Origin of the sequence: Actinoplanes sp. NPDC051494, from assembly GCF_044454705.1 — a bacterium.
Classification (GTDB): domain Bacteria; phylum Actinomycetota; class Actinomycetes; order Mycobacteriales; family Micromonosporaceae; genus Actinoplanes.
In genome coordinates this window covers 343,408-370,371 of the sequence record NZ_JBITDZ010000001.1, presented here as the reverse complement: position 1 = coordinate 370,371, position 26,964 = coordinate 343,408, and the positions used below count along the sequence as shown (strand labels likewise).

Below are 26,964 nucleotides of genomic sequence, written 5' to 3'. Positions count from 1 at the left end.
GAAGCACGGGATGAGTCTGGTGGTGCGACGTGCCGGTGCGGCACGCTCGCTGCTCGCGGCCGCGGGGGCCCTGGCGCTGATCGCCACGCTCCTGCTGACCGGTCTCGTGGCGTTCAGCCGCCAGGTGGTCGCGGCGGGAGCGGCCGGGGTCGTGGCCGCGGCACCGGCCGAGAGCGCCGTGCTGGTGCGCGGGTCCGCCGGGAAGGGCGCCGCCGGGCTGCGCGAACGCGACGCGGCCGTGCGCGGCCGGTTCGCCGGCGGCCTGGGTTCCCGCCCGGTCTCCGTCGCCGGCGCCGGGTACGCCGCCGGCCGGGAGCTGTCGGGCGACACCGGCGACGCGGTCCCCGACTCCGGCGGCGTGGTCTACGCCGCGGTGGCGTTCCTGGAGAACCTGCCCGCGCACGCCGAGCTCACCGCCGGTGCCTGGCCCGAGGCGGGTGCGTCACCGGTGCGGGCCGCGGTGGGCGCGGGCGCCGCGCGCGTCCTCGGCCTGGGTGTCGGTGACCGGGTGCCGGTCACCGACCGGGTCGACGGTTCGGTCACCGAGCTCGTGGTCAGCGGCGTCTGGCAGCCGCGCGTGCCCACCGACCCGTACTGGCAGCTGGCCCCGGACGTGGCCGCCGGGGTGGGCGCCGGCTCGGCGACCTACGGCCCGCTGGTCGTGGACCGGGCCGACTTCGACCTCCGCTTCATCACCAGCGCGTCCGCCGCCTGGCTGGTGCGGGCCGACCTCGCCGGCGCCGGCGTCCCGGACGTGCGCCGGGCCGCCGACGCCGCCGCGGCCGAGCGCACCGAGCTGGCCGCCGCGACCGGTCTGGGCAGCTCCGCCGTCGTCGAGAGCCGGCTGGGCGACCTCGCCGACCGGCTCGCCCGCGCCGACCTGGTCGGCCGGTCCGCGCTGGTCACCCCGCTGCTGCTGGTCGCGGTGCTCAGCGGCCTCGCCCTGGTGCTGATCGCGGCGCTGCTCACCGAGCACCGCCGCGGCGAGTCCGCGCTGCTGCGGGCCCGGGGCGCCACCTCCGCGCAGCTGGCCGGCCTGTCCGCCGGGGAGGCCGTCGCGGTGGTCCTGCCCGCGGTCCTCGTCGCACCCCCGCTCGCCGCGGCCGCCGTGCGGTACGCCGCGTCCCGGTCCTGGTCCGGGCTCACCGTCGCCACCGCGGCGGGGTGGTGGCCCGCTCCGGTGCTGTGGCTGGTGGCGATCGCCGCCGGGGCCGGCTGCGCCGTCGCGATCACGGTCCCGGCGCTGCGCGGGCGCACCTACGTCGACGACCTGGTGGCCGGGTCCCGCCCGAACCGCCGCGCCGCCGTCCAGCGCGCCGGCGCCGACGTCGTGCTGATCGCCGTCGCGGTGCTCGGCTGGCTGCAGCTGCGGCAGTACTCCTCACCGGTGGCCGCCGGCGCGTCCGGCGGCCTCGGCATCGACCCGCTGCTCGCCGCCGCCCCGACCCTGGGCATCCTGGCCGGTGCCACGCTGGCCCTGCGGCTGCTGGCGCCGGCGGCCCGGATCTCCGAGCGGCTCCTGGGCCGTGGTCACCGGTTCGCCCCGCTGTTCGGGATGTGGCAGGCCGGCCGCCGCCCGCACGCCGGCCCGGTGCTGCTGCTGGCCCTGGCGGTCGCCGCGAGCACGGTCGGGTGGTGCCTGGCCGCCACCGCGGAGCGTTCCGGCACCGACCAGGCGGACCACGACGCCGGCGCCGACCTGCGCCTCGTCGAGACCACCGGGACGGCGCCGGCCGGCCGGCTCGCGACGCTCACCGGCCTGCCCGGCGTCACCGAGGTGCTGCCGGCGTGGCGCGAGAGCGTGCAGGCCGGTCCGGACGCGGACCCCGCCGATCTGGTCGCGATCGACGCGGACGCGGCCGGGAAGGGCGTACACCTGCGCTCCGATCTCTATCCCGGCGGTGCCGCCGCCCTGACCGCGGCCCTGACCTCGGCTCGGCCCGCCCCCGCGCTGCTGGAACTGCCCGCGGGCGGGCGGCTGACCGGCCGCATCGAGCTGGCCGGATCGCTCGGCGTGCCGTCGCTGACCGCCGTGTTCGTCGACCGCGACGGCGCCGACGTGCCGGTCCGGCTGGAACGCGGCCTGTTCAGCGTCGAGCTGCCCGCCCGCAACGGCCCGCTGCGGCTGGCCGGCGTGCTGACCGGCACCGACGCCGGATGGTGGAACGAGGCGGTGACGATCACGATGTCCGGGCTGGCCGTCGACGGCACGCCGGTGCCGCTGGACGACCGGTGGACGGTCGCCGGGCGCATCGAGAAGGCCGGGGACGTGCGGGTCGCGGACGGCGTCCTGGAGGTGACCATCACGCCCGCGGGCACCGGCCGGGTCCAGTTCGGCGTGGTCCGCCCGGTCGCACCGGGGCCGGTGCCGGTGGTCGCCACCGCCCGGGCGCGGGACAATCTGCGGCTCGGCGCCGGCCGCGACACCACGCTGCGGATCGGCGGCGCCGACGTGCCGGTGCGCCTGGCAGGCACGATCGTGGCGGTGCCGGGCTCGGCGAGCGACGCCGCCGTGCTGGTGGACCTGCCGACGCTGCAGGCCCGGCTGCTGTACGGGGCCGGGCTGACCCACGGTGTCCAGCAGTGGTGGCTGACGGTGCCCGCGGCGACGCACCGGGAGGCGGCCGATCGGGCCGCCGCCCTGCGCAACCTGCGGGTGATCGACCGCCGCGACGCGGCCGCCGCCGCGGCCACCGACGCGTACGGCGTGGGCGGCCGCACCGCCCTGTTCGCCGCGGCGATCGGCGCCCTGCTGCTGGCCGCGGCCGGGGTCCTGGTGGACGTGCGGACCACCGCCCGGCGGCGGATCGGCGAGCTGGCCGTGCTGCACACCCTCGGCGCCGGCCCGCGGATGCTGGCCCGGTCGATGGTGACCGAACAGGCGTTCCTCGCCGGCGTCGGCGTGCTCGCCGGCCTGGCTGTCGGCGTCGGCGTGGCGGCCACTATGGCGCCGCTGCTGATCCTGACCCCGCAGGCGTCGCGCCCGGTCCCGCCGCCGTTCCTCGTGGTGGACTGGTGGCGCGCGGGCGGCACCGCGGCGCTGCTGCTGGCCCTCGCCCTCGGGCTGAGCGCGCTGGCCGGCTCGACCCTGCGGCGGCGCCTGGCCACCGCCCGGCTGAACCTGGGAGCGGACAAGTGAGCACGGTCCTGCGCCGGATCCGGGCGTACTCCGGTCATCTCGGGTTGTCCGCCACCCTCGCGCTCGCCGCGGCTCTGCTGGCCGTCGCCGCGCCCCGGCTGGTGAACGACTACACCGACGGTGGCCTGCGCGGCGACGTCAGCGCGTTGCCGTGGGCCGCCCGCGACCTCTCCTACACCGCGACCCCGGCGCTGGTCGGCGACGCCGACCCGCAGGACGGCCCGCGGATCCTGGGTGAGATCGAGAAGGCGCTGCCCGCCCCGGTGCCGGGCTTCGTCGAGGACCGCTGGTTCGTCGCCGACACGGATGTGCCCGGCGTGGCGGTGTCCGGCCCGGCCCCGTACACCGGGCCCTGCCGTCCGTCCCTGCGGATCCGGCACCAGAGCGGTTCCGGCGAGGCCGTCACCGTGGTCGAGGGCCGGTCCCCGGCCTCCCGGACGGTCGCCGAGGCGATGGTCTCGCGGGAGACCGCCCGGCTCGGCGGCCTGCGCGTCGGCACCCGGCTGGACCTCGCGGACACCACCGGCGGGCAGACCCCGATCCGGGTCGTCGGCATCTTCGAGCCCCGGGCCGCCACCGCGCCGTTCTGGGACGGCCTGGACAACGAGCGGCTGCTCTGCCCGATCCCGGACGACGGTTTCACGTTCCGGGCGGACCTGCTCACCGACGCGCCCGGGGCGCTGCTCGCCGGGCGGGGGACCGGTCGGCTCGCCTACCACTGGCGTTTCCGGCTCGCCACACAGACGCTGACCGTCCCGGACATCGAGCCGCTGATCACCGCGGTCGTCGACGGCCGCCGCACGGCCGGGCAGCGGGACCTGCAGCTGTCCACCGGTCTCGACGGTGCGCTCGAGGCGTTCGACGAGCAACGGCGCAGCGCCGAGGCGACCGTGGCGATCGTCGGTTCCGGTCTGGCCGCCACCGTGCTCGGTCTGCTGGTGCTGGCGGCGCTGCTGATGGCCGACCGGCGGCGCGAGGAGTTCACCCTGCTGCGGGCCCGGGGCGCCACGGCCGGCACGGTGGGCCTGCGGACACTCGCCGAGACCGCGGTGGTGACCGTGCCCGCGGTCCTGGCCGGCTGGTTCGCCGCCACGTGGTTCCCCGGCCGTCCCGGGGGTCTGGAATGGGTCCTGATCGCCGCGGTGCTGGTGCTCGCCACCGGCGTCGGGCCGGTGGTCGCCGCCCGCTCCCGGGCCCACGGCGGACGGGTCGTGCCCCGGTTCAGCGCGCGCCGGGTCACCGTGGAGGTGTCCCTGCTCCTGCTCGCCGTGCTCGGTGTCGTCCTCGTGCGGCGCCGCGGCCTGCAGGACGGCGTCGACCCGTTCCTGTCGGTCGTGCCGTTGCTGCTCGGGGCGGCGGCCGCGCTGCTGGTCGTGCGCCTCATCCCGTGGCCCCTGCGGCAGGCGGTCCGGCTGGCCGCCCGCGGGCGGGGCCTGGTGGCCTTCCTGGGCCTGGCCCGGGCGGGCCGGGGCGCGCCGCTGGCCGCCGGGCCGGTCGCCGTGCTGATCGTGGCCACCGCCACCGGGGTCTTCACCGCCGCCGTGAGCACCACCATCGGCGACGCCCGCGACGACGCCACCGATCTGGCGATCACGGCCGACGCGCAGGTGACCGGATTCGGTTTCGCGCCGGACACCGGCGCTCTGCTGACCCGGGTGCCGGGGGTGACCGCGGCGGTCCCGATGCTGATCGGCTCCGGCGTGCCGGTGGTCGGCGCGAACGGGCGCCGCCGCACCCAGGACCAGCTGGTCGTGGTCGACGGAGCCGCCGCGAACGCGGCCCTGGCCCGCCGCGGCGACGGGCCGCGCCTGCCCGGGGCGCTCGGCGCCGGCCGGGACACCGGCCCGATCCCGGCGGTGGTCTCGTCCGAGACGGCGGCGCTGGTCGGCACCGGCGGCACCGTGAGCGTGCAGGGCCAGTTCTACCCGTTCCGGGTCGCCGCCGTCACCGACAGCCTGCCCGGCCTCGGCCTCGGCGGCACCCGGCACTTCATCGCGCTGCCGTGGAACGCCCTGCCGGTGCCCGCGGTCCAGCCACTGGTGCCCACCCGCTACCTGATCGCGGGTGAGGGGTTCGGCGCGGACGCGGTGCTGGCCGCCGCCGACGCGGGCCAGCGGGAGTACTACCTCGGGCTGCTGCGGCGCACCGTCGACGCGGACGCCACCGAGGTCACCGACGCGCAGCTGCCCCGGCGGGCCGCGATGGTGACCTGGGAGCAGTACCGCCACGATCTGCAGTCCGACGGCGTGAACGCGCTGCTCGGCTTCGTCTTCACCGGCGGTGCCGCCGGTTCGGTGGTGCTCGCCCTGCTCGCGGTCGGCCTGGCCGTGCTCGCCGACGCCCCGGGCCGGGGCCGGTCGCTGTCGCGGCTGCGCACGCTCGGCCTGACCGGCGGCCAGGGCCGCAACCTGCTGGTCCTGGAGCTGGCGCCGCTGCTCGCGGTGGCGTTCGTGGCCGGGACCGCGGTCGGCTGGGCGCTGCCCCGGCTGATCGGCGCGGCGCTGGGCCTGGACGCGTTCACCGCCGGCATGCCGGCCCGCGTCGGGATCGACCCGCTGCTGCTGGTGGGGGCGCTCGGCCTGCTGGTGGCCGGCCTGGTCACCGCGGTGACGGTGGAGAGCGCGGCGCACCGCCGGATGCGCCTCGGTGAATCGCTACGCCTGGGAGAGGAGAACTGATGATGGGTCCTGATCTCGGCGAACTGCAACGCCGGGCCGCGGAACGCGCGTCGGCCCGCGCCGGTGGTGCCGACCGGCTGCGCGGGCACATCGTCTGCGACGGCCTGGTCCGCATCTTCAAGACCGAGGGGGTCGAGGTCGTCGCCCTGCAGGGCCTCGACCTGGTGGTCGACCGCGGCGAGCTGATCGCGGTGGTCGGCGCGTCCGGCTCGGGCAAGTCGACGATGCTCAACATCCTCTCCGGCCTGGACGTGCCCACCGCCGGCATCGCCCGGGTGGCCGGTTTCGACCTGCTCACCATGAACGCGAAGCGCCGGCTGCGGTACCGCCGCAAGGTCGTCGGATTCGTCTGGCAGCAGACCGCGCGCAACCTGCTGCCGTACCTCACCGCCCGCGAGAACGTCGAACTGCCGATGGGCCTCGCCGGCCGGGTGAACCGCAAGCGGGCCCTGGAGCTGCTGGAGATGGCCGGTGTCGCGCACTGCGCGGACCGCCGGCCCGGCCAGATGAGCGGCGGCGAGCAGCAGCGCACCGCGGTGGCGGTCGCGGTCGCCAACGACCCGGAGATCCTGTTCGCCGACGAGCCCACCGGGGAGCTCGACGAGGCCACGGCCGCCGACGTCTTCGGCGCGCTGCGCACCATCAATGCCGAGCTGGGGGTGACGATCGTGGTGGTGACCCATGACCACGCCGTGTCGGGCCAGGTCCGCCGGACCGTCGCGATCCGCGACGGCCGGACCGCGTCGGAGGTACGCCGCAGCGCCCGCACCGGCGCCGACGGCGCGCAGGAGATCGTGTCGCAGGAGTACGCGGTGCTCGACCGGGCCGGCCGTATGCAGCTGCCGTCCGGTTTCGTGGACGCGCTGAGCCTGCGCGACCGCGTCAAGCTGAGCCTCGAGCAGGACCACGTGCAGGTGCGGTCCGGCGATGAGTGACATCCTGATCCGGGCCGAGGGCCTGGGCCGTGATTTCGGCACCGGCGACCGCGCCGTGCACGCGGTGCGTGACGTGTCGTTCGAGACCGGCCGGGGCGAGCTCGTCGCCGTCCGGGGCCGCTCCGGCGCCGGCAAGACCACGCTGCTGAACATGATCGGTGGTCTCGACCGCCCCACCCGGGGCCGGGTCGAGGTGGACGGCCACGACGTGTCCGGGGCGAGCGAGGACGCCCTGCTCGGCCTGCGGCGCGGCACGATCGGTTTCGTGTTCCAGTCGTTCGGGCTGATCCCGATCCTGTCGGCGGCGGAGAACGTCAGCGTCCCGCTGCGCCTCGCCGGCCGGGATGCCAGGGAGCGCGACGAACGGGTCGGGCTGCTCCTGGAACTGGTCGGCCTGGGCGCTCAGGCGGCCCAGCGGCCGTTCGAGCTCTCCGGTGGTCAGCAGCAGCGCGTGGCGGTGGCCCGGGCCCTGGCCAACGACCCGCCGCTGCTGATCGCGGACGAGCCGACCGGCCAGCTGGACTCGGACACCGGCCGGGCGATCATGGATCTGTTGCGCGCGCTGGTCGACGCCCGGGGCATGACCGCGCTGGTGGCGACCCACGACGCGAGCCTGATGGACCGCGCCGACCGGGTCCTCACGCTGCGCGACGGCCGGTTGGAGGCCTGAGAGTGCTCAGCCCCGGCCCTTGAGGACGAAGCCCATCCCGAGCAGCCAGGGGAAGATCGCCAGCACCGCGCCCTTGACGTCACCGAACGCCAGCATGCCGAGCGCGATCAGGCACAGCACGACGCCGATGAGCAGCGGCGCGCGCCCGGGTGGGCGCCGCCGGTCGGGCAGGCCCGCCACGATCTTGTCGAAGTCGTCGGCGGGCACTGCGGCACCTCCGTGGGGGACGGATCAGAACGGGGGCGCGTCCTCGCCCATCAGTGCGAGCACGACGCCGCCCTTGCCGCTCTTGAGGCCCTGGACGACGACCTTGCCGGTGCCGCCGTCGGGCAGCTCGAGCGTGAAGGTCTTGCCGACCGGGCTCTTGGGGCCGTTGCCGGCGCTGTTCGCGGGCCGGAAGTCGCCCGCCCACGGCGGGGTTCCGCCCTTGCGAGCGGGCTCGCTGAAGAGCGCGGCGGTGCCGGGTGTCCTGGTGCCGTCAGCGGCGAGAAGAGTCGAGGCGGTGCGAAAGGTAGCCATATACCCGCAAGGCTATCCTGCGACGGGCCCGATGGCGCTACCGAAACCGCGGAACGGGCCCCGGAGTGCGGCCCATTGCAGCAACATGATGGTTTTCGCGTCGTTTATCCGCCCGTCGGCGGTCATCGCCAGGGCCTCGGCGAACGGCAGTTCGACCACCGCGATGTCCTCGCCCTCGTCGGCCAGCCCGCCGCCGGCCGTGGTCCGGGTGGCGGGGGAGTACGGCGCGGCGTAGAAGTGCAGGCGCTCGGTGACCGAACCCGGGCTCATGTACACGTCGAAGACATGCTCGAGGTCGCCGATGGTGATGCCCAGCTCCTCCTCGGCCTCGCGGCGGATCGCGTCCTCGGGGTGGTCGTCGTCGAGCAGGCCCGCGGCGGTCTCCAGCAGCATCCCGTCGGGGTGACCGTTGACGTACACGGGGTACCGGAACTGGCGGGCCAGCAGCACCGTGCCGCGCCCGGCGTCGTACGGCAGGATCGTCGCGCCGTTGCCGCGGTCGTAGGTCTCGCGCTGCTGGGTGCTCCAGGTGCCGTCGGCGCGGCGGTGGTCGAACGTCGTGCGGCGCAGGACGTGCCACGCGGCGGCGAGGACCTCGACGTCGCGGACCCTGACGTCCGGGTTGCCGGTCAGGTCGCGCCCGGTCCGGTCGAGGCCGGTGCGGCCGCGGGCGTCGGGGACGTCGGTGCCGGGGATGCTCATGGCGCCGAGGGTAACGCCCAGATGATCTTCAGGACGGCACCGGCGTCGTCCGGCATGCCGGCCAGGATCCCGGTGGCCCGGTCCGGCGCGGCCCGGTCCGGCGCGGCCCGGTTGGGCGCGGCCCGGTTGGGCGCGGCCCGGTTCAGGCGGTGGGCTGCCGGTCCCGGACCGAGGCGGCGAACCCGGCGGCCGGCATCGGCTTCGCGAACAGGTAGCCCTGCGCGACCGTGCAGCCCAGCAACTGCAGCTCGGCGACCTGGGCGGTGGTCTCGATGCCCTCCGCGACGGTGGTCAGGCCGAGGACCTGCGCCAGCCGGATCACCGCCTCCGCCACCCCGGCACCCCGGGTGGTGCCGTCCAGTTCCGCCACGAAGCTGCGGTCGATCTTGAGGATGTCGACCGGGAGCCGGGTCAGCAGGTGCAGCGACGAGTAGCCCGTACCGAAATCGTCGACGGCGACCCGGATGCCGTGCCGGCGCAGCGCCTCCAGGGCCGGCACCGCGACCTGCTCGTCCACGATCGCCGACTCGGTGATCTCGAGGACCAGCGCTTCGGCCGGCAGCCCGGTCCGGGTCAGCACGGTGAGCACGTCGCCGAGGAACGACGGTTCCCGCAGCTGGCGGGCCGAGACGTTGACACTGGCGTACAGCTCGGCGGCGCCGGGCAGGTCCCGGCGCCAGTCCTGGACCTGGCGGCAGGCCTGCTCCAGCACCCACCGGCCGATGCCGGTGATCGCCCCGGTGCGCTCGGCGATCGGGACGAACTCGTTCGGCGCGACCGGTCCGAGGACCGGGTGCCGCCAGCGCAGCAGGGCCTCCACCGCGACCGGACGGCCGGTGCCCAGGTCCACCAGCGGCTGGTACGCGAGCTCGAACTGCCCGTCGTCCAGCGCCGTCTCCAGCGCGTCGCTCAGCGTCGCGTCGCGGTTGCGGCGGTCGGCCATGTCCGGGTGGTACACGCGCCAGCCGTGGGTGCCGGCGCGCTTGGACTCGTACATGGCGACATCGGCGCGGTGCTGGAGCTCCTTGGCGGTGTCGCCGGGGGCCGGCAGGGCCATGCCGATGCTGCACCGGATGGTGATCGTCTCGCCCGCGACGTGCAGCGGATTGCCGGCGAGGACGGCGAGCACCCGCTCGGCCACGGCGACCGCCTCGCCCTGCGCCCCGATCCCGCGCAGCAGCACCACGAACTCGTCGCCACCGACCCGGGCCGCGAGGTCCCCGCGCCGCACCGACTGGCGCAGCAGGCGGGCGAACTCGACCAGTACCCGGTCCCCGGCGTGGTGCCCGAGCCGGTCGTTGACCTGCTTGAACCCGTCGAGGTCGAGCAGCATCAGGGCAACCGGCTCATGACGCTGGGTCGAGCGCTCCAGGGCGTCGGCCAGCCCGGTCACGTTCGCGAGCCGGGTCAGCGTGTCGGTGACGTTGAGCCGGCGGCTGTCCTGCAGCGAGATCAGCTGGCGGACCGCGAGGGCGGTGGTCATGACGGTCTGGCCGAGGGTCAGCCCGCCCCAGACCAGGAACGCGTGCTCCCGCACGGTCACCACGAGCAGCAGGACGTTGCCGAACCCGACCGCCACGTACGGCAGGTGGGTCGACCAGGCGGGCATCCGCGCCGGGCCGGGCGCCCCGGCGTCACCGGTGGGGGCGGCGCACTGCTGCATGGCGGCCACGGTCATGATCAGGGACGCGAGCACCAGCGCGACGTTCGCGTACGCGTTGCCGGTGGAGGCCTGGCCGTCGACGCGTACGGCGGAGAACGCGGTGTCCCCGACCGCGTACAGCAGGATGCCCGCGAGCAGGACCGTCAGCGGCTGGCCGAGCCGGGCGACGGCACCGCGCAGCAGCACCGCGCTGACCGCCACCAGCAGCAGCAGGTTCCCGAACGGGTAGCCCAGCTCGAAGATCCAGCGCAGGTCCGGTTCCCGGCGCAGCGCCTGGTTCAGCACGAAGTACCAGATCAGCATGAAGCCGCTGCTGAGCACCGTGACGACCTCGGCGATGAACGCGAGCCGCTGGCGGGTCTCCAGGCGCTGGGCCGAGACCGACAGGGCGGCCGCGGTCAGGCAGGCGAACATGGCCAGGCCGCTGCCCACGCCCACCCACCACCAGGGCTGGGAGTCGCGCACCGCGTCGACGGAGAAGCTGATGGTGCTGGCCAGCGACAGCCCTCGCCCGGCCGCGGCCAGCCGCCAGGTGGTCCGGGCGGTCGTCCGGCGGGCGGCGCGCAGACCGTACGCGAGACCGAGCGCGTCGAGTACGAGCAGCGACAACCCGAGCACGGCGCTGCTCGCCCCGGCGTTCGTGAGGGCGACGACCTGCCCGAGCAGGGTGACCCCGATGAGCGCGAGAGCGGCCCTGGGCAGCTGTCCGATCATGCGAGTCCCATCGGTCGGCAACAGGCCCGATGCAGCGCTCGTGCCCATTGCACCCGATCTGCAACCGGGGACTACTTTGGGGGCCATGACTGTTCTGCCGATCCGGCTCGTCGGTGATCCCGTGCTGCGCGCGCCCGCCGTGCCGGTCACCGATTTCGACGCCGAACTGGGCAAGCTCGTCGCCGACCTCACCGAGACGCTCGCCGACAGCGGGGGAGCGGGGCTGGCCGCCCCGCAGCTCGGCGTCGGCCTGCGGGTGTTCGCCCTCGCGCCGCAGCTCAGCGACGGTGAGTTCGACCACCTGGTCAACCCGGTGCTGGAGTTCCCGGACGAACAGGATCAGGACGGCCCCGAGGGCTGCCTGTCCATCCCCGGCATCTACCTCGACACCCGGCGCCGCAGGAACGTGGTGGCCAAGGGCTACACGAAGCACGGCGACCCGATCCAGCTGGTCGGCGAGGGGCTGCTGGCCCGCTGCGTCCAGCACGAGACCGACCACCTCGACGGGGTGCTGTTCATCGACCGGCAGCGGCCGGAGCAGCGCGAGCGCCTGCTGGCCACGCTGCGCGAGGCCGCGTGGACCGACGGCTCGGACCTGCCGGAGATCCGTACCAGCCCGCACTGACCCCGGCGGGCGAACCCCGGACGTATCGACTATCGTGGTTACCGACGCCGTTGCGAGTTCTTCCCCCGTGGAATTCGCAGCGGCGTCCCTATTTCTCCCAGGGTGCCGCCACCGCGAGGAGGATCTCCTCCAGGTGGGCGAGCGGGTCGGCCGGCGCGTCGCGGAAGTAGCCCTCGTACCAGACCCGGAACGCCGCCACCGTGGCCGCCGCGTGCAGCCGCAGCCGCCAGTCCGGGGAGCCCCCGCGCCGCGCCGCGACCAGCCGGGCGATCTCGGCCTCCTGATCCGGGCGCACCCCGATGTACGCGGTCCGCAGGTGATGGGAACCGGCGACCACGATCCGCAGGCCGGTGAGCCAGTCGCGGTGCCCGATCACGAAGCGCCCCAGTTCCAGCATCGCCAGCCGCAGCACCTCGGTGTCGCCGGGCCCGGGCGGTGCGGTGCCGAGGAACGCCGTGACGATCCGGGCCATCCGCCGGACCGGCTCGGCGACGACGTCGTCCTTGCTGGCGAAGTAGCGGTGGAACGTCCGTGGCGCGATGTCCGCGGCCGTGCAGATGTCGGTGACGGTCACGTTGTCGTAGCCGCGTTCGACGAACAGCCGCCACGCCGCCTGCTCCGTGTCACCGGGTACGGCTTCGGTTCGTCGATCCTCGTCGGCGGCCTGTGCATGCTGCCCGGCGGCATCATGATGCTGCTGCTCTCCCCGGTCTCGGCCAAGCTCGCCCCCCGCACCGCGCTGACCGTCGGTGCGTTGATCATCGCCGCCGGGTTCGGCACCCGGATCGTGCTCACCGGCCACCTCTGGCAGGTCGTCCTCGGGGCCACCATCGCGGGCGCCGGCACCGGCATCGCGTACGCGGCCATGCCCGGCCTGATCATGCACGCCACCCCGCGCTCGGAGCTGGCCGCGGCCAACGGCCTCAACACCCTGTTCCGCAGCGTCGGCAGCTCGCTGGCCAGCGCGATCGGCGGCGCCATCCTGGCCTCGCAGACGATCTCCCTGGGCGGCCACGACCTGCCCTCGCTGGGCGGTTACCGCCTGCTGTTCGGCATCTGCGCGGGCGCCGCGGTCCTGGCCGCGCTGCTCGCCCTGGTCATCCCGCGGTCCTCGGCCACCGCGGACGCCGCCCTCGCCGACTGACCGGCCGTCGCGACCTGCGCCTGCCGCGGCCTCAGCTCCTCCGGTCGCGGTAGGCGCGCATCTTCGCGCGGCTGCCGCAGATGCTCATCGTGCACCAGCGGCTGCGCCCGGCCGGGCTGTGGTCGTAGTAGACCCATCGGCACCCGTGCGCCGCGCAGGCCTTCAGCCGGGGCCAGGTGCCGTCCGCCGCGGCGGCGGCGATCACGGCCGCCACCTCGGCGATGATCCGGTCGGCCGGCGCGAGGCCCGGGCCCGGGACCGTGCGGGCGGCGCCGGCGGCGTCGATCTCGAGGATCAGAGAGCCACGGCCCAGCACCGTACGCAGTGAGCGGCGCGACCGTTCGTCCACCGCGACCCCGGCGTGGGCCCCGCACGCGTCCCGGATCGCCTCCCGCAGCTCCCGGATCACCGCCACGTCGGCGTCCCCGAGCCCGCCGGTGGGCAGACCGTGCGCGTCGCCGAACGACGTCAGCCCCGCCGGATCGGTCAGCCGGTCGGTGCCGCCCTCCAGGTCAGCGGTGTTGGCGAGGTCCTGGACGAGGGCGAGCGCGGCCGGTGCCGGAGCGCGGTCGCCGGGCTGTGCCATGCGGCCACGTTACCGCTGTGCCACGATGACCGGTAACCGTTACCGGAAGGACCGCATGAGATGGTAACCACGGATCCGCCCCGCTCGTCCTTGCTGCGCCGGGACCCGGATTTCCGCCGCTACTGGGCCGGGCACACGATCTCCGCGTTCGGCACCCAGCTGTCCGCGGTCGCACTGCCGCTGGTCGCGGTGCTGACCCTGGACGCGGGCGCCGGGAAGGTCGCCGCCGTGGCCACCGCCGCGTACCTGCCGAACGTGCTCGTCCCCCTCGTCGCCGGGCACCTGCTCGAACACCGCCGGCGACGCGGGGTCATGGTGACCGCCGACGTGCTCCGGGCGCTGCTGGTGGCGGTGGTGCCCGTCGCGTACACGATGGATCTGCTCTCGATCCCGCTGCTGGCGGCGGTCGCGTTCCTGATCGGCGCGGCGAGCGTGGTCTTCGACACCGCGAGCTTCGCCTACCTGCCCGCCATGGTGGCCGAGCGTGACCTCGCCGCCGCCAACCGCGCGGTGCAGGGCTCGGCCACGGTGGCCCAGGTCGCCGGTCCCGGGCTCGCCGGTGGCCTGGTCGCGCTCGCCGGGCCGCCCGGGGCGCTGCTCGCCGACGCGGTCAGCTACCTGGCCAGCGCGGTGGGGATCGCCGCCGCCCGCCGTCCGGAGCCGGCCCCGCCGCGACCCGAGGGCCCGGCCGGCTTCTTCGCGGGGCTGCGCCCGATCGTCACGGACCCGTTCCTGCGGTCACTGACCGTGCACGCCGCGGTCTACAACGCCGCGGCCCAGATCCTGACCGTCAACCTCACCCTGTACGTCGTGGGCGAGCGCGGTCTCACCCCCGGGGCCTACGGCCTGATCCTCAGCGCGGGCGGAGCCGGTTCCTTCCTCGGCACCCTGATCGCCCTGCGCCTCGCCGCGGCGCTGGGTTTCGGCCGGGCGTTCGCCGCCGCGCTGGTGCTGTCCACCCTGGTGCCCCTCGGCTACGCGGTCCTGCCCGGTCACGGCGCCGGGTTCGCCGTGGCACTGGCCGCCGCGCAGGCGGTGGCCGGCGTGGGCCTGGGCATCGCGAACGTGCTGTCGGTGACGTTGCGCCAGGTCGTCGCGCCGCGGGACGCGCTGGCCCGCACCGGCGCCGGGTACCGCCTGTTCATCTACGGGGTGATCCCGGTGGGCAGCGCGCTGGGCGGGGTCCTCGGCGAGGCGTGGGGCAGCCGGGCCGGGGTCGCCGCCGGTGCGGCCGGGGTGGCGACGTCGATCGTGCCGATGCTGACCCGCCGCATCCGGGGGCTGCGCACGCTGCCCTCGCGGACCCCGTGATCACCCCATCGGGCGGGATCGGGCGGCCTTCCGGGTGGTCCCGGGTCCACCGTGTCGCATCGGCGGGACGTGACGTGGCGTGGTCTATGGTGAATCGGTATATCTACGACCGCCGATGGGCGTTCCGGGCGCCGGATCCCCTCCCGGCCCCCATGCCGGGGGCTCAGCATGTCGGCGGGCGGTGACCTCGGAGGCAACAATGATCGACACCGCGCCGGCCGGGGACATGGCCCTGCTCGTCAGCAGGGCCCTCGACGGGGACCACGACGCGTGGAACAGGATCGTGGACCGGTTCAGCGGACGGGTCTGGGCGATCTGCCGGATCCACAACCTCGGTGCCGCGGACGCCGCCGACGTGTTCCAGCAGACCTGGTTACGGGCCCTCGAGAAGCTCGGCGCCCTGCGCGACCCGGACCGCTTCGGCGCGTGGATCGCCACCACCTGCCGCAACGAGGCCCGGGCGACGCTGCGCCGCAGCCGGCGCACCCAGCCGGTGGACGACACCTGGGTGCTGGACCGCGAGGCCGGCCCGGACGGTGACCCGGAACACCCGGTCCTGGTGGCGGCCCGCGACGCCGAGCTGTGGGACGCGTTCTCCCGGCTGGGTCCGCGCTGCCAGCGGGTGCTGCGGGTGCTGGTGGTCGAGGCGGAGGACCGGCGGCCGTCCTACGAGCTCGCGGCGGCGGCGCTCGACATGCCGATCGGCAGCCTGGGGCCGACCCGCAAGAGATGCCTCACTCAGCTGCGCCAATTCCTGACAGAAGGTATCGACGGCGGAACTCGCGAATCGTGACAGGTACCAGCGTGCTACGCAACGCGTTCTTCCCCCGCCCCGAGGAGACCCCGTGACCGACCCCCACCAGAGCGCCGACCGGGCGCCGGACGACCTCCCACCCGAGGAGGAAGCGCTCATGCGGCGCATCGAGGCGATGTTCGACGAGACCGACCCGGTGCCGGCCGGGCTGGTCCGGCTCGCCCAGGAGAGCTTCATCCTGCGGTCGCTGGACGCGGAGCTCGCCGCGCTCGTGGAGGACTCCGAGAGCGCGTCGGCCGAGCCCGCGGGCAGCCGCGCGATGGCGGTCCGGGGCCCCGGCACCGCCCCGCAGCCCCGCCAGCTCACGTTCCAGGTCGTCGACGAGCGCGGCCACGACGAGATCGTCATCGCCGTCCAGGTCGAGGCCGTGGGCCGGCGCCGGCGCCTCACCGGTCACCTCGCCCCCCAGGGCCCGGCCGTCATCGAGGTCCGCCAGGCCGCCACCGCCGAGCCCCGCAGCGTCGACGCCGACGGCCGCGGCCTGTTCATCATCGACGACGTCCTGCCCGGCCCGATGAGCCTCACCCTGCGCCGCGCCGGCGTCCCGGCCGTGGCCACCGAGTGGACCCTGGTCTGACCGCGGGCCACCCCCGCACCCGCCCCCGGACCACCTCCGTCTGAGGTCCGGGGCGCTGCCGTGCCCGGTGGGTCACCCGCCGTCCAGGGTGCTGAACTGCACGCCGGCCAGCCGCCAGCCCCCGGGCAGCTCGACCCAGGTCTGGCCGGCCCGGACGGTCAGCGCCATCTCCTGACCGCGCCAGACCGACCGGCTGCGCTGAACGCACCGGACGACGGCCGCGTGACCGTAGTGGGACACGTCCACCTCGTCGCTCTCGAGACTGAGGTAGGCGAGATCGGCGAACTTACCGGTCCACTGTGCCTTGTCGAGCACGTGGCCCCGCTCGCCGATGGAGCGGAAGTCGTCGGCCAGCAACGCGTTCAGGGTGCCGGTGTCGGCCCGGAGCTCGGCGTCGTCGAAAGCGCGATGGAGCCGGTGGATGTCAGAGGTCACGGGCCGATTGTGCCCGGCCGGGTGGCACGCGGGACGGCCCGGGACCACGTGTGGTCCCGGGCCGTCGGTGCGGCTGTGTCAGAGCGGGGTGCCGGGCAGCAGGTGGACCGTGGCGCCCAGGCCGGGCCGGGCCGGGCGGCCGGCGACGAGCTGGTCGAACGCGGCCCGGGGGCTCAGCGACGCGTCGTCGCCGCACAGTGCCGCCACCGCGGCGCTGATCTGCGGGGCGGTGAACGAGGTGCCGCTCCAGGTCGCCCACGCGTCGGTGCCGAACATGACGTCGGTGCCGATGTTGTTCTCCGGCGGGAGCTTGCCCTCGACGAACGTGGACACGATGCCCACGCCCACGGTGGAGCAGTGCACCCAGGACCCGTGGTTGGAGAACGTGGCCGGCTGAAGGTCGCTGGTGAGCGCGCCGACCGCCTTCACGCCCGGGAACGCCGCGGGGTACAGCGGCAGGTCCTGGCCGTCGTTGCCGGCGCTGGCCACGATGAGCACGTTGGGGTGCTCCTCGGTGATGTGCTGCACCGCCTCCTGCATGGCCAGCGGCGGGATGCCGTCCACGGCCGGCGCGCCGAACGAGGCGTTGATCACCAGGCGCTCGCCGCCGGCGTCCTCGGCCGCCTTGATCAGCATGTCCGCGGCGGCCTCGTCGGTACCCAGGCCGTCGGTGGTGGTGAAGCGGTAGACCACGACCTCGCAGTCCGGGGCGATCTGGCGCACGATGCCGGTCGCGAACGTGCCGTGCCCGCCGAACCAGTCGATGCGGTCGAGCGGGGCCAGCACGTTCACCGGGTCGACACCCTCGCGGACGACACCGGTGTCCCAGCCGTCGCCGCGGGCCGCGGCGGTCAGCCCGGTGTCGATGACGGCCACCCGGATCGGGGCGGTGGCACCGTGCGACGCGAAGACCGCCGGGGCGACCGTGCTGCCCGGGTACGAGTCGCCCTTGATCACATAGCCGAGCGGGACGATCGAGTTGACGTTCGCGCTGATCCGCTTGTCGCCGCGCAGGCGCTTGGCATCGGCCCGCAGCGCGGCCGCGTCCTTGGCGTCGCGGCTGCGGTACACCCGGGTGCGCCGCCGGCGGGGGCTGCGCTCCGCCCGGTCGTCGGCGTCGTACCCGGTGAGCAGCTCGTCGAGGCCCGCCTGGTCGAGGCCCTCCTCGTCCGGGTCCACCTCGATCACGAGCTGGTTCAGCGAGGCGAGCATCGCGCGGGTGCCGGCGTCCGGCAGGAAGTGCAGGAACGGGGTGGCGTGCTCGGCGGTGGCGGTGAGCTGGCGCCGGCGGATCCGCTCGAGCACCACCTCCTGCTCCTGGCGGGCGCTCTTGTCGGCGTTCGGGCTCGCCAGCTTGGAGACCTGCAGGCGCACGGCGATCTGGTCGTGGGCGAGCTGATCGGGGGTGCGCGGGTCGGGCAGCGGCCAGCGGGCGGCAGCGGTCATGGATTCTTCTCCCTTGTCGTCGGTAGTCTGACGGCGGGTTTCTCCGTCAGGTCATCCGGGGCGGTACGAGATGGGTGCGGACTCTTATGGGTGAAACGGCTACGGGCTCCGTAGTGGACGCCGGTGCTCGTCTCAGGGACGAGGCCGACGCCGCCTACAGGAGAGTCGTGCTCGATCCGGTCAGATACGCCGCGGGCGCAGAAGCTCTGGTGGTGTCGGCGACCACCGCCGGTGACAGCGAGGCTCTGGTGGCGAGCCTGCGGGCCCTGGCCTGGGTGCGGCACGTCAACCTGGACAACGAGGCCGCCCGCAGACTTCTCGACCGGGGGGTACGCCTCGCCGCGCGCTGCGGCCTCGATCAGCGCCTCGGCGATCTGCTGATGACCCGCTCGGTGGCCCTGCAGGAGCTCGGGCGCTACGACGCCGCCGCCCGTGACCTGCGCCGCGCCGAGCCGCTGGTCGACACCGCCGAACGGCCCGACCTGCGGCTGCAACTCGCCGTCCTCGACCACAACCGGGGCCGCCTGCAGGCCGCCGCCGACGCGTACACCGGCCTGCTCGGGGACCCGGCGTGCCCGCCCATCGTCTGGGTGAAGGCGGCCAACAACCTCGCCCACGTGCAGACGCTGCTGGGCCGCCCGCACGAGGCGCTCGGCCACCTCGACCGGGCCGCCGAGCTCGCCGCGGACATGGGCACCCGGATCCCGGCCGTGATCGCGGCGAGCCGGGCGTTCTCCAGCTACCACGCGGGCCGGCTCACCGAGAGCGTGCGCCGGTTCGAGGAGGCCGGACGACTGCACGCGGCGGCCGGCCTGCCGCTGGGTGAGCACCATGTGGAGTACGCCGACGTGCTGCGTGACCTGCGGTTGCTGGACGAGGCGATGGCCGCGGCCCGGTCCGCGCACGCCGAGTTCGAGCGGCACGGCGCCCGGTTGATGGCCGCGGAGGCCCGGCTGCGCTGCGCCCGGCTCGCGCTCGAGCTGGGCGACCCGGCCACGGCGGTGCTCGACGCCGAGGCGGCGGTGCGCGACTTCCGCCGCCAGCGCCGCCCGGCCTGGGCCGCCCGCGCGACCGTCGCCGAGGCGGAGGCCCGGGCCGCCCTCGACGGCGACTCGGTGGCGGTGCTGCACCGGCTCCGGCGGGCCGCGGCCACCCTGCGGCGGCTCGGCCTGCGCGAGGAGGCCGCGTACGGCTATCTGGCCGCCGGCCGGGCCGGGCTCGCGCTGCACCGCCCGGACGACGCCCGCCGCGACCTGACCGCGGTCGGTGAGCTCGCCGACGGCCAGGCCCTGCTCGTACGGTTGCGCGGGCACCTGGCCCGGGCCCTGCTCGCCGAGGCCCGCAACCCCGGTGCGCAGGATCCCGGTGCGGTGCTCCGGGCCTGCCTGCGCGGGCTGCGGGACCTGGCCCAGCACCGGGCCGCCCTGCCGTCGCTGGAACTGCGCGTGCTCGCCTCCGGGCACGGCGCCGAGCTGGGTGAGGTGGGGCTGCGCACGCTGCTGCCGGGCGGGTCGGCGACACGGGTCTTCGCGTGGCTGGAACGCACCCGGGCCGCCGCACTGCTGCGGGTCCACCCACCGGCCACCGGCGTCGACGAGGACGTCGTCGCGCTGCGCAACGTCGAGGAGGAGCTGCGGACCGCGCGCCTGGGCCGCGGCGAGGAGCCGGCCACGCTCCTGGCCCGGCTCAACTCCCTGGAGACCCGGATCCGGCGCCGCTCCTGGTCCGGTGACGAGGGGGTCGGCGGCGAGGCAGCGACCCCGGCGAGCGTCCCGGAGCTGCGCCGCGCGCTGGACGGGCAATGGCTCGTCGAGTACGCCGTGGTCGGCGACCGGGTGCTGGCCGTGGTCATCGAACCCCGGCGGGCCCGGATCGTGGAACTCGGCACGGTGGCCCCGCTGCAGCAGGAGGTGGCGGCCGCCGAGTTCGGGCTGCGCCGGCTGCTCAGCGGCACCCGGTTCGCCGCGGCGGCCCGATCGGCGGCCCAGGAGGCCGTCGACGCCCTGTCCCGGCTGCTCATCGCGCCGGTGGGGGTGCCCCCGGACGTGCCGCTCGTCGTGGTGCCGTCGACGCAGCTGCTCGGCGTACCCTGGTCGGCCCTGCACCGGGCCCCGGTCTCGGTGGCGCCGTCCGCGGGTCTCTGGGCGCATGCCCGCCGGGCGCGGCCGGTCCCGGCCGGCGGTGTGGTCGTCGTCGCCGGTCCCGACCTCGAGGACGCCCCGGCCGAGGTCAAGGCGGTGGCGGCCGAACACGAGCGGGCCCGGGTGCTGCTCCCGCCGGAGAGCACCGCCGAGACCACGATCGCGCTGATCCGCGACGCCGGTCTGGCCCACTTCGCCTGCCACGGCCGGTTCCGCTCGGACAGCCCGCTGTTCTCGTCGCTGCAGCTCAGCGACGGCCCGCTGACGCTGTACGAGATGCTGGCGCACGGGGTCGCCCCGCGCCGCGTGGTGCTCGCGTCGTGCCATTCCGGGGCCCAGCAACCGTACGGCGGCAATGAGGTCCTGGGTTTCGCCGGTGCCATGATGTCGCACGGCAGTGCCGGGGTCGCCGCGGCCGACGTGCCGATCCCGGACGGCGCGTCGGCCGGCGCGATGACGGTGCTGCACCACAGCCTCGCCCGCGGCGACACGCTCCCGGCCGCGGTCTGGCACGCCCGCGCGGCCCTCGCCGAGGGTGGCGCGGAGGAATACGTCGCGTGGTACGGCCTCACCGCGTACGGTCCGGGGTGAGCGACCGGGGTCACAGAGACCTATCAATTCCGTAGGAGATTACCGGGTATTCTGGTCGACATGTCCGTTACCTCGGCCCAGCCGCGACCCGGCACCGACGCCGCGTTCCAGCGCCAGATGGAGCGCGACGCCGTCTGGCACCGCATGATCGCCCCGGGGGCCCGGGTCCCCGACCTGGCGGTCATCGAGGCCGACCTGGGCCCGGTGCACCTGCGCCGGCTGCTCGACACGGGCCCGCTCGTGCTCATCTTCTTCCAGCACGCGGGTTCCGCCGACTGCGCCACCGCACTGTCCGGCTACGACCGTGCGCTCGAGGGTCTCGACGCCCACGTGGTCGCGGTCAGCCCGCAGCGCCCGGAACGCCTCACCGAGCTCAAGCACCGCCTCGGCCTGCGCATGCTGGTCGCCGCCGACCCGCGCCACCTGCTGATCGACACGTTCAACCTCGGCTTCCTCAGCCCGGCGGCGAAGCCGGCGCTCGGCACCGGCCGCGTGACCCTGCCCTACCCGGCGGTCGTGGTCGCCGACCGTCAGGGTGTCATCCGTTATGTCGACGTCAGCCCCGACCCGGCGCCACGCACCCCGGCGGCCGCCATCATCGACGCCGTCGCACCCCGCACCTGAATGGACGCCTGCGGTCCGGCCGGGGCCGAGGCCCTCCTGGCGCACGGCCATGCCGGCGTGGCCCGGGAGTTCGCCGGCCGTGGCGACTGGCAGTGCGCGCGGGTGCTGGCCCGGTCCCTGAGCGCGGCCGGTGACCGCGACGGCGCCGAACGCCTGCTCCGCCCGTTCGCCGCGGCCGGCTGGTGGCCGGCCGTGGAAGCGCTGGCCGTCCTGCTCGGCGAGCCCGGGATCGACCTGGTCCGCTCGCACCCGGAGACGCTGGCGTCGCTGCTGGGCGCGACCGGCCGGCTCGACGACCTGCTGTCGCTGGCCCGCGGAGCCACCGGCACCCCCGCCGTGCTGCGGGCGCTGGTGTCGGCGACCGCCGGGCGCGGGCGCGACGACGAGGTCGAGGCGGTGCTGCGCGAGCACGGCGACCCTGCACTGCTGCTGGCCGAGGTGTGGGAACGGCAGGGCCGGGTGGACGAGGCCATCGCGCTGCTGCGCCCGGTCCCGGCGGCGGTGCCCGGCGCCCGGGCCCACCTCGCCGGCCTGCTCGGCGAGCTGCTCGTCGACCGGGGCCGCCCGGACGAGGCGATCGCCGTCGTCGACGAGCTCGGCGACCCCGGCTGGCAGGTGTGCCTCACCCGGGCCCGGCTGCTGATCCGCTGCGGTCGCGCCGACGAGGCCGTCGCCCATCTCACCGCGCACCCGGCGGCCGCGCAGCCCTGGGAGTCCGCGCCGGTCGCCGAGATCCTGACGCTCGCCGGCCGCCCTGACGAAGCGCTGGCGGCGCTGCGCCGGGGCGACGACAGCGACCTGCTGGTGGCGATGCTGATCGAGCGCGGCCTGCTCGGCGAGGCGGTGTCCATCATGGACGACCGGTCACGGCGTCCGGCCGACCCGGTCCCGGACCCCTGGGGCGATCTCCCCGGCCCAGCGCTGCAGGGAAACTGCGTCCGGAGCGCCGCCGGTGGGGGAGAACAGGGTGAAACCTGACGCCCCGTGCTCCAGCACCGCGGTGGTCAGCTCCTCGATCCACTGCCCGGTGGAGCCGCCGGCCCAGCGGCCCGTGTCGTCGCGGGTGGACGGCAACGGCCGGTCGGTGATGCGGCCCGGCAGGTTGTACACGGTCCGGATGTCGCGCGGGTCCCGCCCCGCGTCGATCGCCGCCCTGTCGATGACCGGCCGCGAGGTACGGTAGCGCTCACTGAGCCAGTCGGCTCCGTGGCCGGGGATCCAGCCGTCCGCGACCCGCCCGGTCACGGCCAGGGACTTCGCGCCGACCGAGCCGGTCCACACCGCGGGGGCCGGCACCGGCGCCGGGTCGATCCGCTCGACCCGGTAGTGCGCGCCCGCGTGGGTCACCGGCGGGCCGCCCCCGGAGAGCTTCCTGATCAGCACGATGGCCTCCTCGAACGCTTCCACGGCCGCGGCGGGCGACAGCGGGGCCGCACCCATCGCGGCGATGCGTTCCCAGATGCCGCCCGCGCCGGCCCCGAACACGACCCGGCCGCCGGACAGGGCCGACAGCGAGGTGATCGTGCGCGCCAGCATGGGGGCCGGGCGCAGCGGCACATTGGTCACGTTGACCAGACCCGCTATGCGGTCGGTGCGGCCGAGGACGAAGCCCAGGACCGCGTACGCGTCCAGCCGGTCGCCGAGATAGGGATGATCGGAGAGCGAGAAATGGTCGAGCCCGGCCTGATCCGCCTGCTGGACACCGCGCAGCAGGTCCGCTGTGTCCGCGATGGCATGCTGGGTGCCGAAACCGAAAAGAATGGACATCCGTGTCCCCCGATTTTTAGTTCGCAGTACGAACTATAGGGGCCTCAGGTGGGATCGGGGAAGACCACCGGCACCTCGTTGTCGAGCACGACCCGGGCGAGCAGCCCGGCCAGCGCCACCCGCTCCGGGCCCGTCAGCCCGGCCGGCAAGCCGTCGATCCGACGGCACGTCTCGTCGTAGAAGGCGGCGGCCAGCACCCCGCCCCGCCCGGTGAGCCCCACCCGCACCCCGCGGGTGTCGTCCGGGTCGGGGAACCGGTGCACCAGGCCGATCCGCTCGGTGCGGTCCACCAGCCCGGACAGGCTCGACCTGGCGAGCCCGAGGACGCCGCTCAGCTCACCCATGGCGTACTCCCGGCCCATGAGTACGCACAACAGCTGACCCTGCTGGGAGGTGATGCCGTGCTCGCGGGCCGAAGCGGCGTAGACCGCGTCCACCAGGAACGCGGCCCGGACCAGCGCGGTCACCACGCCCATGCTCGCCATGCCGGCAGCCTACTGCCCGCTCAGCCGACCACCGGGCTGCGGCGCTCGACCAGCACGACGTCCCGCCAGGTGCCGTGCAGCCGGCCGACCTTCTCGCGGAACCCGATCGTGCGGAACCCGCATCGCCGGTGCAGTGCGAGACTGGCCGCGTTCTCCGGGAACACCCCCGACTGGATCGTCCACACCCCGGCGGCCTCGGTCGACGCGATCAGCGCCGCCATCAGCGCGCGGCCCACCCCACGCCCGGCCGCGGCCGGATCCACGTAGACCGAGTTCTCGACGACCCCGGCATACACCGGCCGGGCCGAGACCGGCGAGCAGGCCACCCACCCGGCGACCGTGCCACCGGCGACGGCCACGAACCGGTGCGCGGCGAGTTTCCCGTCCCCGAAGGCCGTCCATGACGGCGTCACGGTCTCAAAGGTGGCATTCCCGGTGGCGATGCCGGCGGCATAGATCCGCAGCACGTCACCGGCATGCGCATCCGTCATCGGGACAACCTCGACACCCACCCCGGCCCCACCCTCTCCATCACGCTGCCCCGAGAATAGCCGCGCCGTGGTGCCGCACGATCGCTACTGTCCCGGCATGGGGTCGGACTGGACGTGGGAACTGCGGGTCCCGGTGGCGGGGGAGATCGCGCTGCGTGAGGCGTACGCGCTGGCGGCTGAGCGGGATCTGCGGCCGCGGCGACCGGACGGCCTGATCAACCTGTTCGGTCCGGACGCCGAATCCCGCCAGGTGGACGATCCGCGGGTCGCCGTCGCGGCCATGGCGACCGGTGGTGGACACGGCCAGTTCTGGACCGGTGAGGACGTCGACGTGTTCGTGAGCTGGGACGACGGGGTTCTGACGTGGTCGCTGGACTCGGTCTTCCGCCCGCGGCGGCCCGGGCCGGGGGCCGACGGCTTCCGTGAGGTGCACGCGCGCCTGACGGACCTGTGGCTCACCGCCGCCCAGCGTCTCGGCGCCGGGGTCGGCCGGGTGCTCGACGAGTGGTCCTCCGAGCAGGTGTGGCACCTTGCCGGAGGTGACTGGCCGGCCGAGCTCGGGTGGCTGACCTACCTCGGCCCCGGCGGCGACCTCCGGACGCCGTTGCCGCCCGACGTGGCCGCCCGGACGCGCCGGCTGGACGGCGGGGCGCTGCTGGTCACCCTGCTCGATGATCCGGCCGCTGTCGACGCGCTCCGTTACGAGGACATCCACCGGGAGTGGCTCGGGGTCTGATCAGGATTCGCCGGCCGGGCGCGGCGCCCGCGACGGCTGTCCGGACCGGACCTGCACCGGGCACCGTGGAATTGTGGGCCCCCGCGACATGAACCTGTGCCGACTTCCGTGTTCACAATGGAACAACTGCGCTGGACGGATCGGGCATAGCGGAGCAAATACGGTTAGTTGACCTTGAAATCGGAGCCCTGTTGACTCGGCGCCGACCGCGGAGAACCCGCGGGATCGGCGACCGAAGGACACGATCTCATGGGCCGCGACGAAGCGTTGTCGACGCTGACCGAGATGGACGCGTTGCGCGATTTCTACTGCTCCGGCGACCGCTCCCTGTTCGACGTGTGGGAGGACGGGGGTGCCCGCGGGGACTCGGTGACGCCGTCGACGTCGTCGCCGGAGTACCGCGCCTGGATGCGGGACCGGGTGCTGGCCGCCGGTGGTGGCGCGGTGCTCAGCCTGGGCTGCGGGAACGCCGCCGTGGAGCGGGAGCTCATGGGCGCCGGTCTGCGCGTGCTCGCGGTCGACGCGCTGCAGGAGGCCGTGGACGTGGCCCGGGCCAAGGGCGTCGACGCGGTGCGCGCCGACATCATGACGTGGGCGCCCGCCGGGAGCTGGCCGGTCGTGTACTCCGACGGGCTCTTCGGGCACCTGTACGCGTACCACGGCGATCTGTCCTTCGTCTTCGACCGGATCCGTTCGTGGCTGGTCCCGGGCGGGACGTTGATCGTCTCCAACGACGCGCCCCGCGACGGCGGGCCGGTGCAGCAGGCGCCGGGGGTGCCGGGGTTCCGCTGGCTGTCCGGTGAGTACCTGCGCGACCAGGCGCTGGCTGTGGGTTTCCGGGACGCGGTCGTGGAGAGTTACCGCTACGAGCGCCCGCTGTCCGGCCCCCGGACGCGCGCCGTGCTGACCGTGACCGCCTGATGCCGATGAGCGCCGGTTTCGCGAGCCGGCTGGACCCGGTGCTGCCCGCGGTGGCCGAGCATTTCGGGACCCCGTTCCACATCTACGACTTGCAGGGGCTGCACGAGACCGCGACCGCGTTCCAGGACGCGTTCCGCGGCCTCGCGTCCCGGGAGTACTTCGCGGTCAAGGGCCAGCCCAACCCGGCCATGCTGCGGCGGTTGCGGGAGTACGGCTTCGGGTTCGACTGCAGCTCCCCGGCCGAACTGGCGGCGGCGACGATGGCCGGCGCCACCGGCGAGGACATCTGCTTCACCTCCAACAACACCAGCCTCGGCGAGCTCGCCGAGGCGCTCGAGCTGGGCGCGATCATCACCGCTGACGACGAGACGGTGGTGGACAAGCTGATCGCGATGGGCGCACGGCCGCGGTCGCTTGCGCTCCGGGTCCATCCGGGTACGGCCGGAGCGGTCGGCGAGTCCTACCTGGGCGACACCGAGTCGGCCAAGTTCGGGGTGCGCGTGGACCGCCTCGCCGCGGTCGCCGCGAAGGCCGCCACCCTGCGCCCGCACCGGTTCGGGCTGCACATGATGCTCGGCTCGGGGATCCTGCGCCCGGAACCGTTCCTGCTCACCCTCGACCTGCTGCTGGAGCAGGTCGCCGCGCTCGGCCTCGACGTCGACTTCCTCAACCTGGGCGGGGGGATCGGCATCCCGTACCGGCCGCAGGAGCAGGCGTTCGACCTGCCCGCGTTCGCCCGGGCGGTCCGGGAGCGTCTCGACGCCGCCGGGGTCCGGCCGCGGATCCTGTTCGAGTGCGGGCGTTACATCCTCACCCCGCACGGTGTGCTCGTCACCCGGGTGCTCAACCGGATGAGCAAGTGGCGCGAGATGGTCGGCGTGGACTCCGGCATGAACGCGCTGATCCGGCCGGGGATGTACCCGCACGCCTACCACCACATCACCGTCCACGAGGGGCAGGGTCGCCCGCTCGAGACCGTCGACGTGGTCGGGTCGCTGTGCGAGAACAACGACAAGTTCGCGATCCAGCGCCGCCTCCCGCGCACGGCCGAGGGTGACCTGCTGCTCGTGCACGACACCGGGGCGCACGCGCTGTCGATGGCGTTCACCTACAACGGGCGGCTGCGCCCCCAGGAGCTGATCCTGCACCCGGACGGCACGGTGGAACGGATCCGTCGCGCCGAGACGATCGAGGACTACTTCGCGACGCTCACGTGTGACGCCGACCGGCTCGAGGTCGTGCGACAGTGA

Annotated in this window: 26 protein-coding genes; 15 read left to right on the top strand and 11 right to left on the bottom strand. The window is 74.8% G+C overall.

What is annotated here, in order from left to right:
* Positions 1 to 10 precede the first annotated feature (10 nt).
* The 4 genes from ACIA6A_RS01645 to ACIA6A_RS01630 are packed head-to-tail and all read left to right on the top strand — an operon-like array spanning position 11 to position 7,422.
* Positions 11 to 3,139, top strand: coding sequence for an FtsX-like permease family protein (locus tag ACIA6A_RS01645; protein WP_396095433.1), 3,129 nt, complete (start codon positions 11 to 13; stop codon positions 3,137 to 3,139).
* Positions 3,136 to 5,817 (top strand): FtsX-like permease family protein, encoded by a 2,682-nt coding sequence (locus ACIA6A_RS01640; protein ID WP_396095432.1) that lies wholly within the window; start codon positions 3,136 to 3,138, stop codon positions 5,815 to 5,817. The genes ACIA6A_RS01645 and ACIA6A_RS01640 overlap by 4 nt, the downstream gene beginning before the upstream one ends.
* A gap of 2 nt (positions 5,818 to 5,819) precedes the next feature.
* Positions 5,820 to 6,752: an ABC transporter ATP-binding protein gene (locus tag ACIA6A_RS01635; protein ID WP_396096423.1), complete on the top strand. Its 933-nt coding sequence runs from the start codon at positions 5,820 to 5,822 to the stop codon at positions 6,750 to 6,752.
* Positions 6,745 to 7,422 carry an ABC transporter ATP-binding protein gene (locus tag ACIA6A_RS01630; protein ID WP_396095431.1) on the top strand — a complete coding sequence of 226 codons (678 nt, stop codon included), beginning with the start codon at positions 6,745 to 6,747 and terminating at the stop codon, positions 7,420 to 7,422. The genes ACIA6A_RS01635 and ACIA6A_RS01630 overlap by 8 nt, the downstream gene beginning before the upstream one ends.
* A gap of 6 nt (positions 7,423 to 7,428) precedes the next feature.
* Here ACIA6A_RS01630 and ACIA6A_RS01625 read toward each other — a convergent pair whose 3' ends face one another.
* The 4 genes from ACIA6A_RS01625 to ACIA6A_RS01610 all read right to left on the bottom strand — a co-directional run bounded on the left by ACIA6A_RS01625 (position 7,429) and on the right by ACIA6A_RS01610 (position 11,020).
* Complete coding sequence (locus ACIA6A_RS01625) at positions 7,429 to 7,629, bottom strand: hypothetical protein (RefSeq protein WP_396095429.1); 201 nt, start codon at positions 7,627 to 7,629, stop codon at positions 7,429 to 7,431.
* A 24-nt stretch (positions 7,630 to 7,653) separates the two neighbouring features.
* Positions 7,654 to 7,941, bottom strand: coding sequence for a hypothetical protein (locus tag ACIA6A_RS01620; RefSeq protein ID WP_396095427.1), 288 nt, complete (start codon positions 7,939 to 7,941; stop codon positions 7,654 to 7,656).
* A gap of 12 nt (positions 7,942 to 7,953) precedes the next feature.
* A complete protein-coding gene (locus ACIA6A_RS01615) occupies positions 7,954 to 8,643 on the bottom strand; it encodes an NUDIX domain-containing protein (RefSeq protein ID WP_396095426.1) in 690 nt (229 codons plus the stop codon).
* Positions 8,644 to 8,785: 142 nt separating this feature from the next.
* Positions 8,786 to 11,020, bottom strand: coding sequence for a putative bifunctional diguanylate cyclase/phosphodiesterase (locus ACIA6A_RS01610; RefSeq protein ID WP_396095425.1), 2,235 nt, complete (start codon positions 11,018 to 11,020; stop codon positions 8,786 to 8,788).
* 85 nt (positions 11,021 to 11,105) lie between these two features.
* On the opposite strand from ACIA6A_RS01610, the gene def reads away from it, so the two are divergent.
* Positions 11,106 to 11,645, top strand: a complete 540-nt coding sequence (gene def / locus ACIA6A_RS01605; RefSeq protein ID WP_396095424.1) for a peptide deformylase — start codon at positions 11,106 to 11,108, stop codon at positions 11,643 to 11,645.
* A gap of 88 nt (positions 11,646 to 11,733) precedes the next feature.
* On the opposite strand, the gene ACIA6A_RS01600 is transcribed toward def, so the two are convergent.
* Positions 11,734 to 12,219 carry a TetR family transcriptional regulator gene (locus tag ACIA6A_RS01600; protein ID WP_396095423.1) on the bottom strand — a complete coding sequence of 162 codons (486 nt, stop codon included), beginning with the start codon at positions 12,217 to 12,219 and terminating at the stop codon, positions 11,734 to 11,736.
* On the opposite strand from ACIA6A_RS01600, the gene ACIA6A_RS01595 reads away from it, so the two are divergent.
* Positions 12,166 to 12,789, top strand: coding sequence for an MFS transporter (locus ACIA6A_RS01595; RefSeq protein WP_396095422.1), 624 nt, complete (start codon positions 12,166 to 12,168; stop codon positions 12,787 to 12,789). The two genes, ACIA6A_RS01600 and ACIA6A_RS01595, sit on opposite strands and share 54 nt — an antisense overlap.
* A gap of 31 nt (positions 12,790 to 12,820) precedes the next feature.
* On the opposite strand, the gene ACIA6A_RS01590 is transcribed toward ACIA6A_RS01595, so the two are convergent.
* Positions 12,821 to 13,375 (bottom strand): CGNR zinc finger domain-containing protein, encoded by a 555-nt coding sequence (locus ACIA6A_RS01590; RefSeq protein WP_396095421.1) that lies wholly within the window; start codon positions 13,373 to 13,375, stop codon positions 12,821 to 12,823.
* Positions 13,376 to 13,435: 60 nt separating this feature from the next.
* On the opposite strand from ACIA6A_RS01590, the gene ACIA6A_RS01585 reads away from it, so the two are divergent.
* The 3 genes from ACIA6A_RS01585 to ACIA6A_RS01575 all read left to right on the top strand — a co-directional run bounded on the left by ACIA6A_RS01585 (position 13,436) and on the right by ACIA6A_RS01575 (position 16,077).
* A complete protein-coding gene (locus ACIA6A_RS01585; protein WP_396095420.1) occupies positions 13,436 to 14,686 on the top strand; it encodes an MFS transporter in 1,251 nt (416 codons plus the stop codon).
* Positions 14,687 to 14,885: 199 nt separating this feature from the next.
* The gene (locus tag ACIA6A_RS01580) at positions 14,886 to 15,479 is read left to right on the top strand and encodes an RNA polymerase sigma factor (protein WP_396095418.1); all 594 of its coding nucleotides are present in this window, start codon (positions 14,886 to 14,888) and stop codon (positions 15,477 to 15,479) included.
* Positions 15,480 to 15,531: 52 nt separating this feature from the next.
* The gene (locus tag ACIA6A_RS01575; RefSeq protein WP_396095417.1) at positions 15,532 to 16,077 is read left to right on the top strand and encodes a hypothetical protein; all 546 of its coding nucleotides are present in this window, start codon (positions 15,532 to 15,534) and stop codon (positions 16,075 to 16,077) included.
* A 72-nt stretch (positions 16,078 to 16,149) separates the two neighbouring features.
* On the opposite strand, the gene ACIA6A_RS01570 is transcribed toward ACIA6A_RS01575, so the two are convergent.
* Positions 16,150 to 16,512, bottom strand: a complete 363-nt coding sequence (locus tag ACIA6A_RS01570) for a nuclear transport factor 2 family protein (RefSeq protein WP_396095416.1) — start codon at positions 16,510 to 16,512, stop codon at positions 16,150 to 16,152.
* Positions 16,513 to 16,590: 78 nt separating this feature from the next.
* A complete protein-coding gene (locus ACIA6A_RS01565) occupies positions 16,591 to 17,958 on the bottom strand; it encodes a S8/S53 family peptidase (RefSeq protein WP_396095415.1) in 1,368 nt (455 codons plus the stop codon).
* 167 nt (positions 17,959 to 18,125) lie between these two features.
* Here ACIA6A_RS01565 and ACIA6A_RS01560 point away from each other — a divergent pair, with 167 nt between their 5' ends.
* The 3 genes from ACIA6A_RS01560 to ACIA6A_RS01550 are packed head-to-tail and all read left to right on the top strand — an operon-like array spanning position 18,126 to position 22,292.
* Positions 18,126 to 20,690, top strand: a complete 2,565-nt coding sequence (locus tag ACIA6A_RS01560) for a CHAT domain-containing protein (protein WP_396095414.1) — start codon at positions 18,126 to 18,128, stop codon at positions 20,688 to 20,690.
* A gap of 60 nt (positions 20,691 to 20,750) precedes the next feature.
* Positions 20,751 to 21,314 (top strand): redoxin domain-containing protein, encoded by a 564-nt coding sequence (locus ACIA6A_RS01555; protein WP_396095413.1) that lies wholly within the window; start codon positions 20,751 to 20,753, stop codon positions 21,312 to 21,314.
* Positions 21,315 to 22,292, top strand: coding sequence for a hypothetical protein (locus tag ACIA6A_RS01550; protein WP_396095412.1), 978 nt, complete (start codon positions 21,315 to 21,317; stop codon positions 22,290 to 22,292). It abuts the gene before it with no gap.
* Here the strand turns inward: ACIA6A_RS01550 and ACIA6A_RS01545 are convergent.
* Genes ACIA6A_RS01545 through ACIA6A_RS01535 form a run of 3 tightly spaced genes read right to left on the bottom strand, consistent with a single transcriptional unit; the run spans position 22,179 to position 24,057 of the window.
* Complete coding sequence (locus ACIA6A_RS01545) at positions 22,179 to 23,081, bottom strand: LLM class flavin-dependent oxidoreductase (protein ID WP_396095411.1); 903 nt, start codon at positions 23,079 to 23,081, stop codon at positions 22,179 to 22,181. The two genes, ACIA6A_RS01550 and ACIA6A_RS01545, sit on opposite strands and share 114 nt — an antisense overlap.
* Before the next feature lie 44 nt (positions 23,082 to 23,125).
* Positions 23,126 to 23,566, bottom strand: coding sequence for a MarR family winged helix-turn-helix transcriptional regulator (locus tag ACIA6A_RS01540; RefSeq protein ID WP_396095410.1), 441 nt, complete (start codon positions 23,564 to 23,566; stop codon positions 23,126 to 23,128).
* A 20-nt stretch (positions 23,567 to 23,586) separates the two neighbouring features.
* Entirely contained in the window at positions 23,587 to 24,057 is a 471-nt protein-coding gene (locus ACIA6A_RS01535) for a GNAT family N-acetyltransferase (protein ID WP_396095409.1), read from the bottom strand.
* Between the two features lie 97 nt (positions 24,058 to 24,154).
* Between ACIA6A_RS01535 and ACIA6A_RS01530 the strand changes: the two genes are divergently transcribed.
* From ACIA6A_RS01530 to ACIA6A_RS01520, 3 genes are all read left to right on the top strand, one after another.
* Positions 24,155 to 24,793: a hypothetical protein gene (locus ACIA6A_RS01530; protein WP_396095408.1), complete on the top strand. Its 639-nt coding sequence runs from the start codon at positions 24,155 to 24,157 to the stop codon at positions 24,791 to 24,793.
* A 249-nt stretch (positions 24,794 to 25,042) separates the two neighbouring features.
* Positions 25,043 to 25,714: a class I SAM-dependent methyltransferase gene (locus tag ACIA6A_RS01525; protein WP_396095407.1), complete on the top strand. Its 672-nt coding sequence runs from the start codon at positions 25,043 to 25,045 to the stop codon at positions 25,712 to 25,714.
* 5 nt (positions 25,715 to 25,719) lie between these two features.
* On the top strand, positions 25,720 to 26,964 hold the full coding sequence (locus ACIA6A_RS01520) for a diaminopimelate decarboxylase family protein (RefSeq protein ID WP_396095406.1): 1,245 nt from the start codon (positions 25,720 to 25,722) through the stop codon (positions 26,962 to 26,964).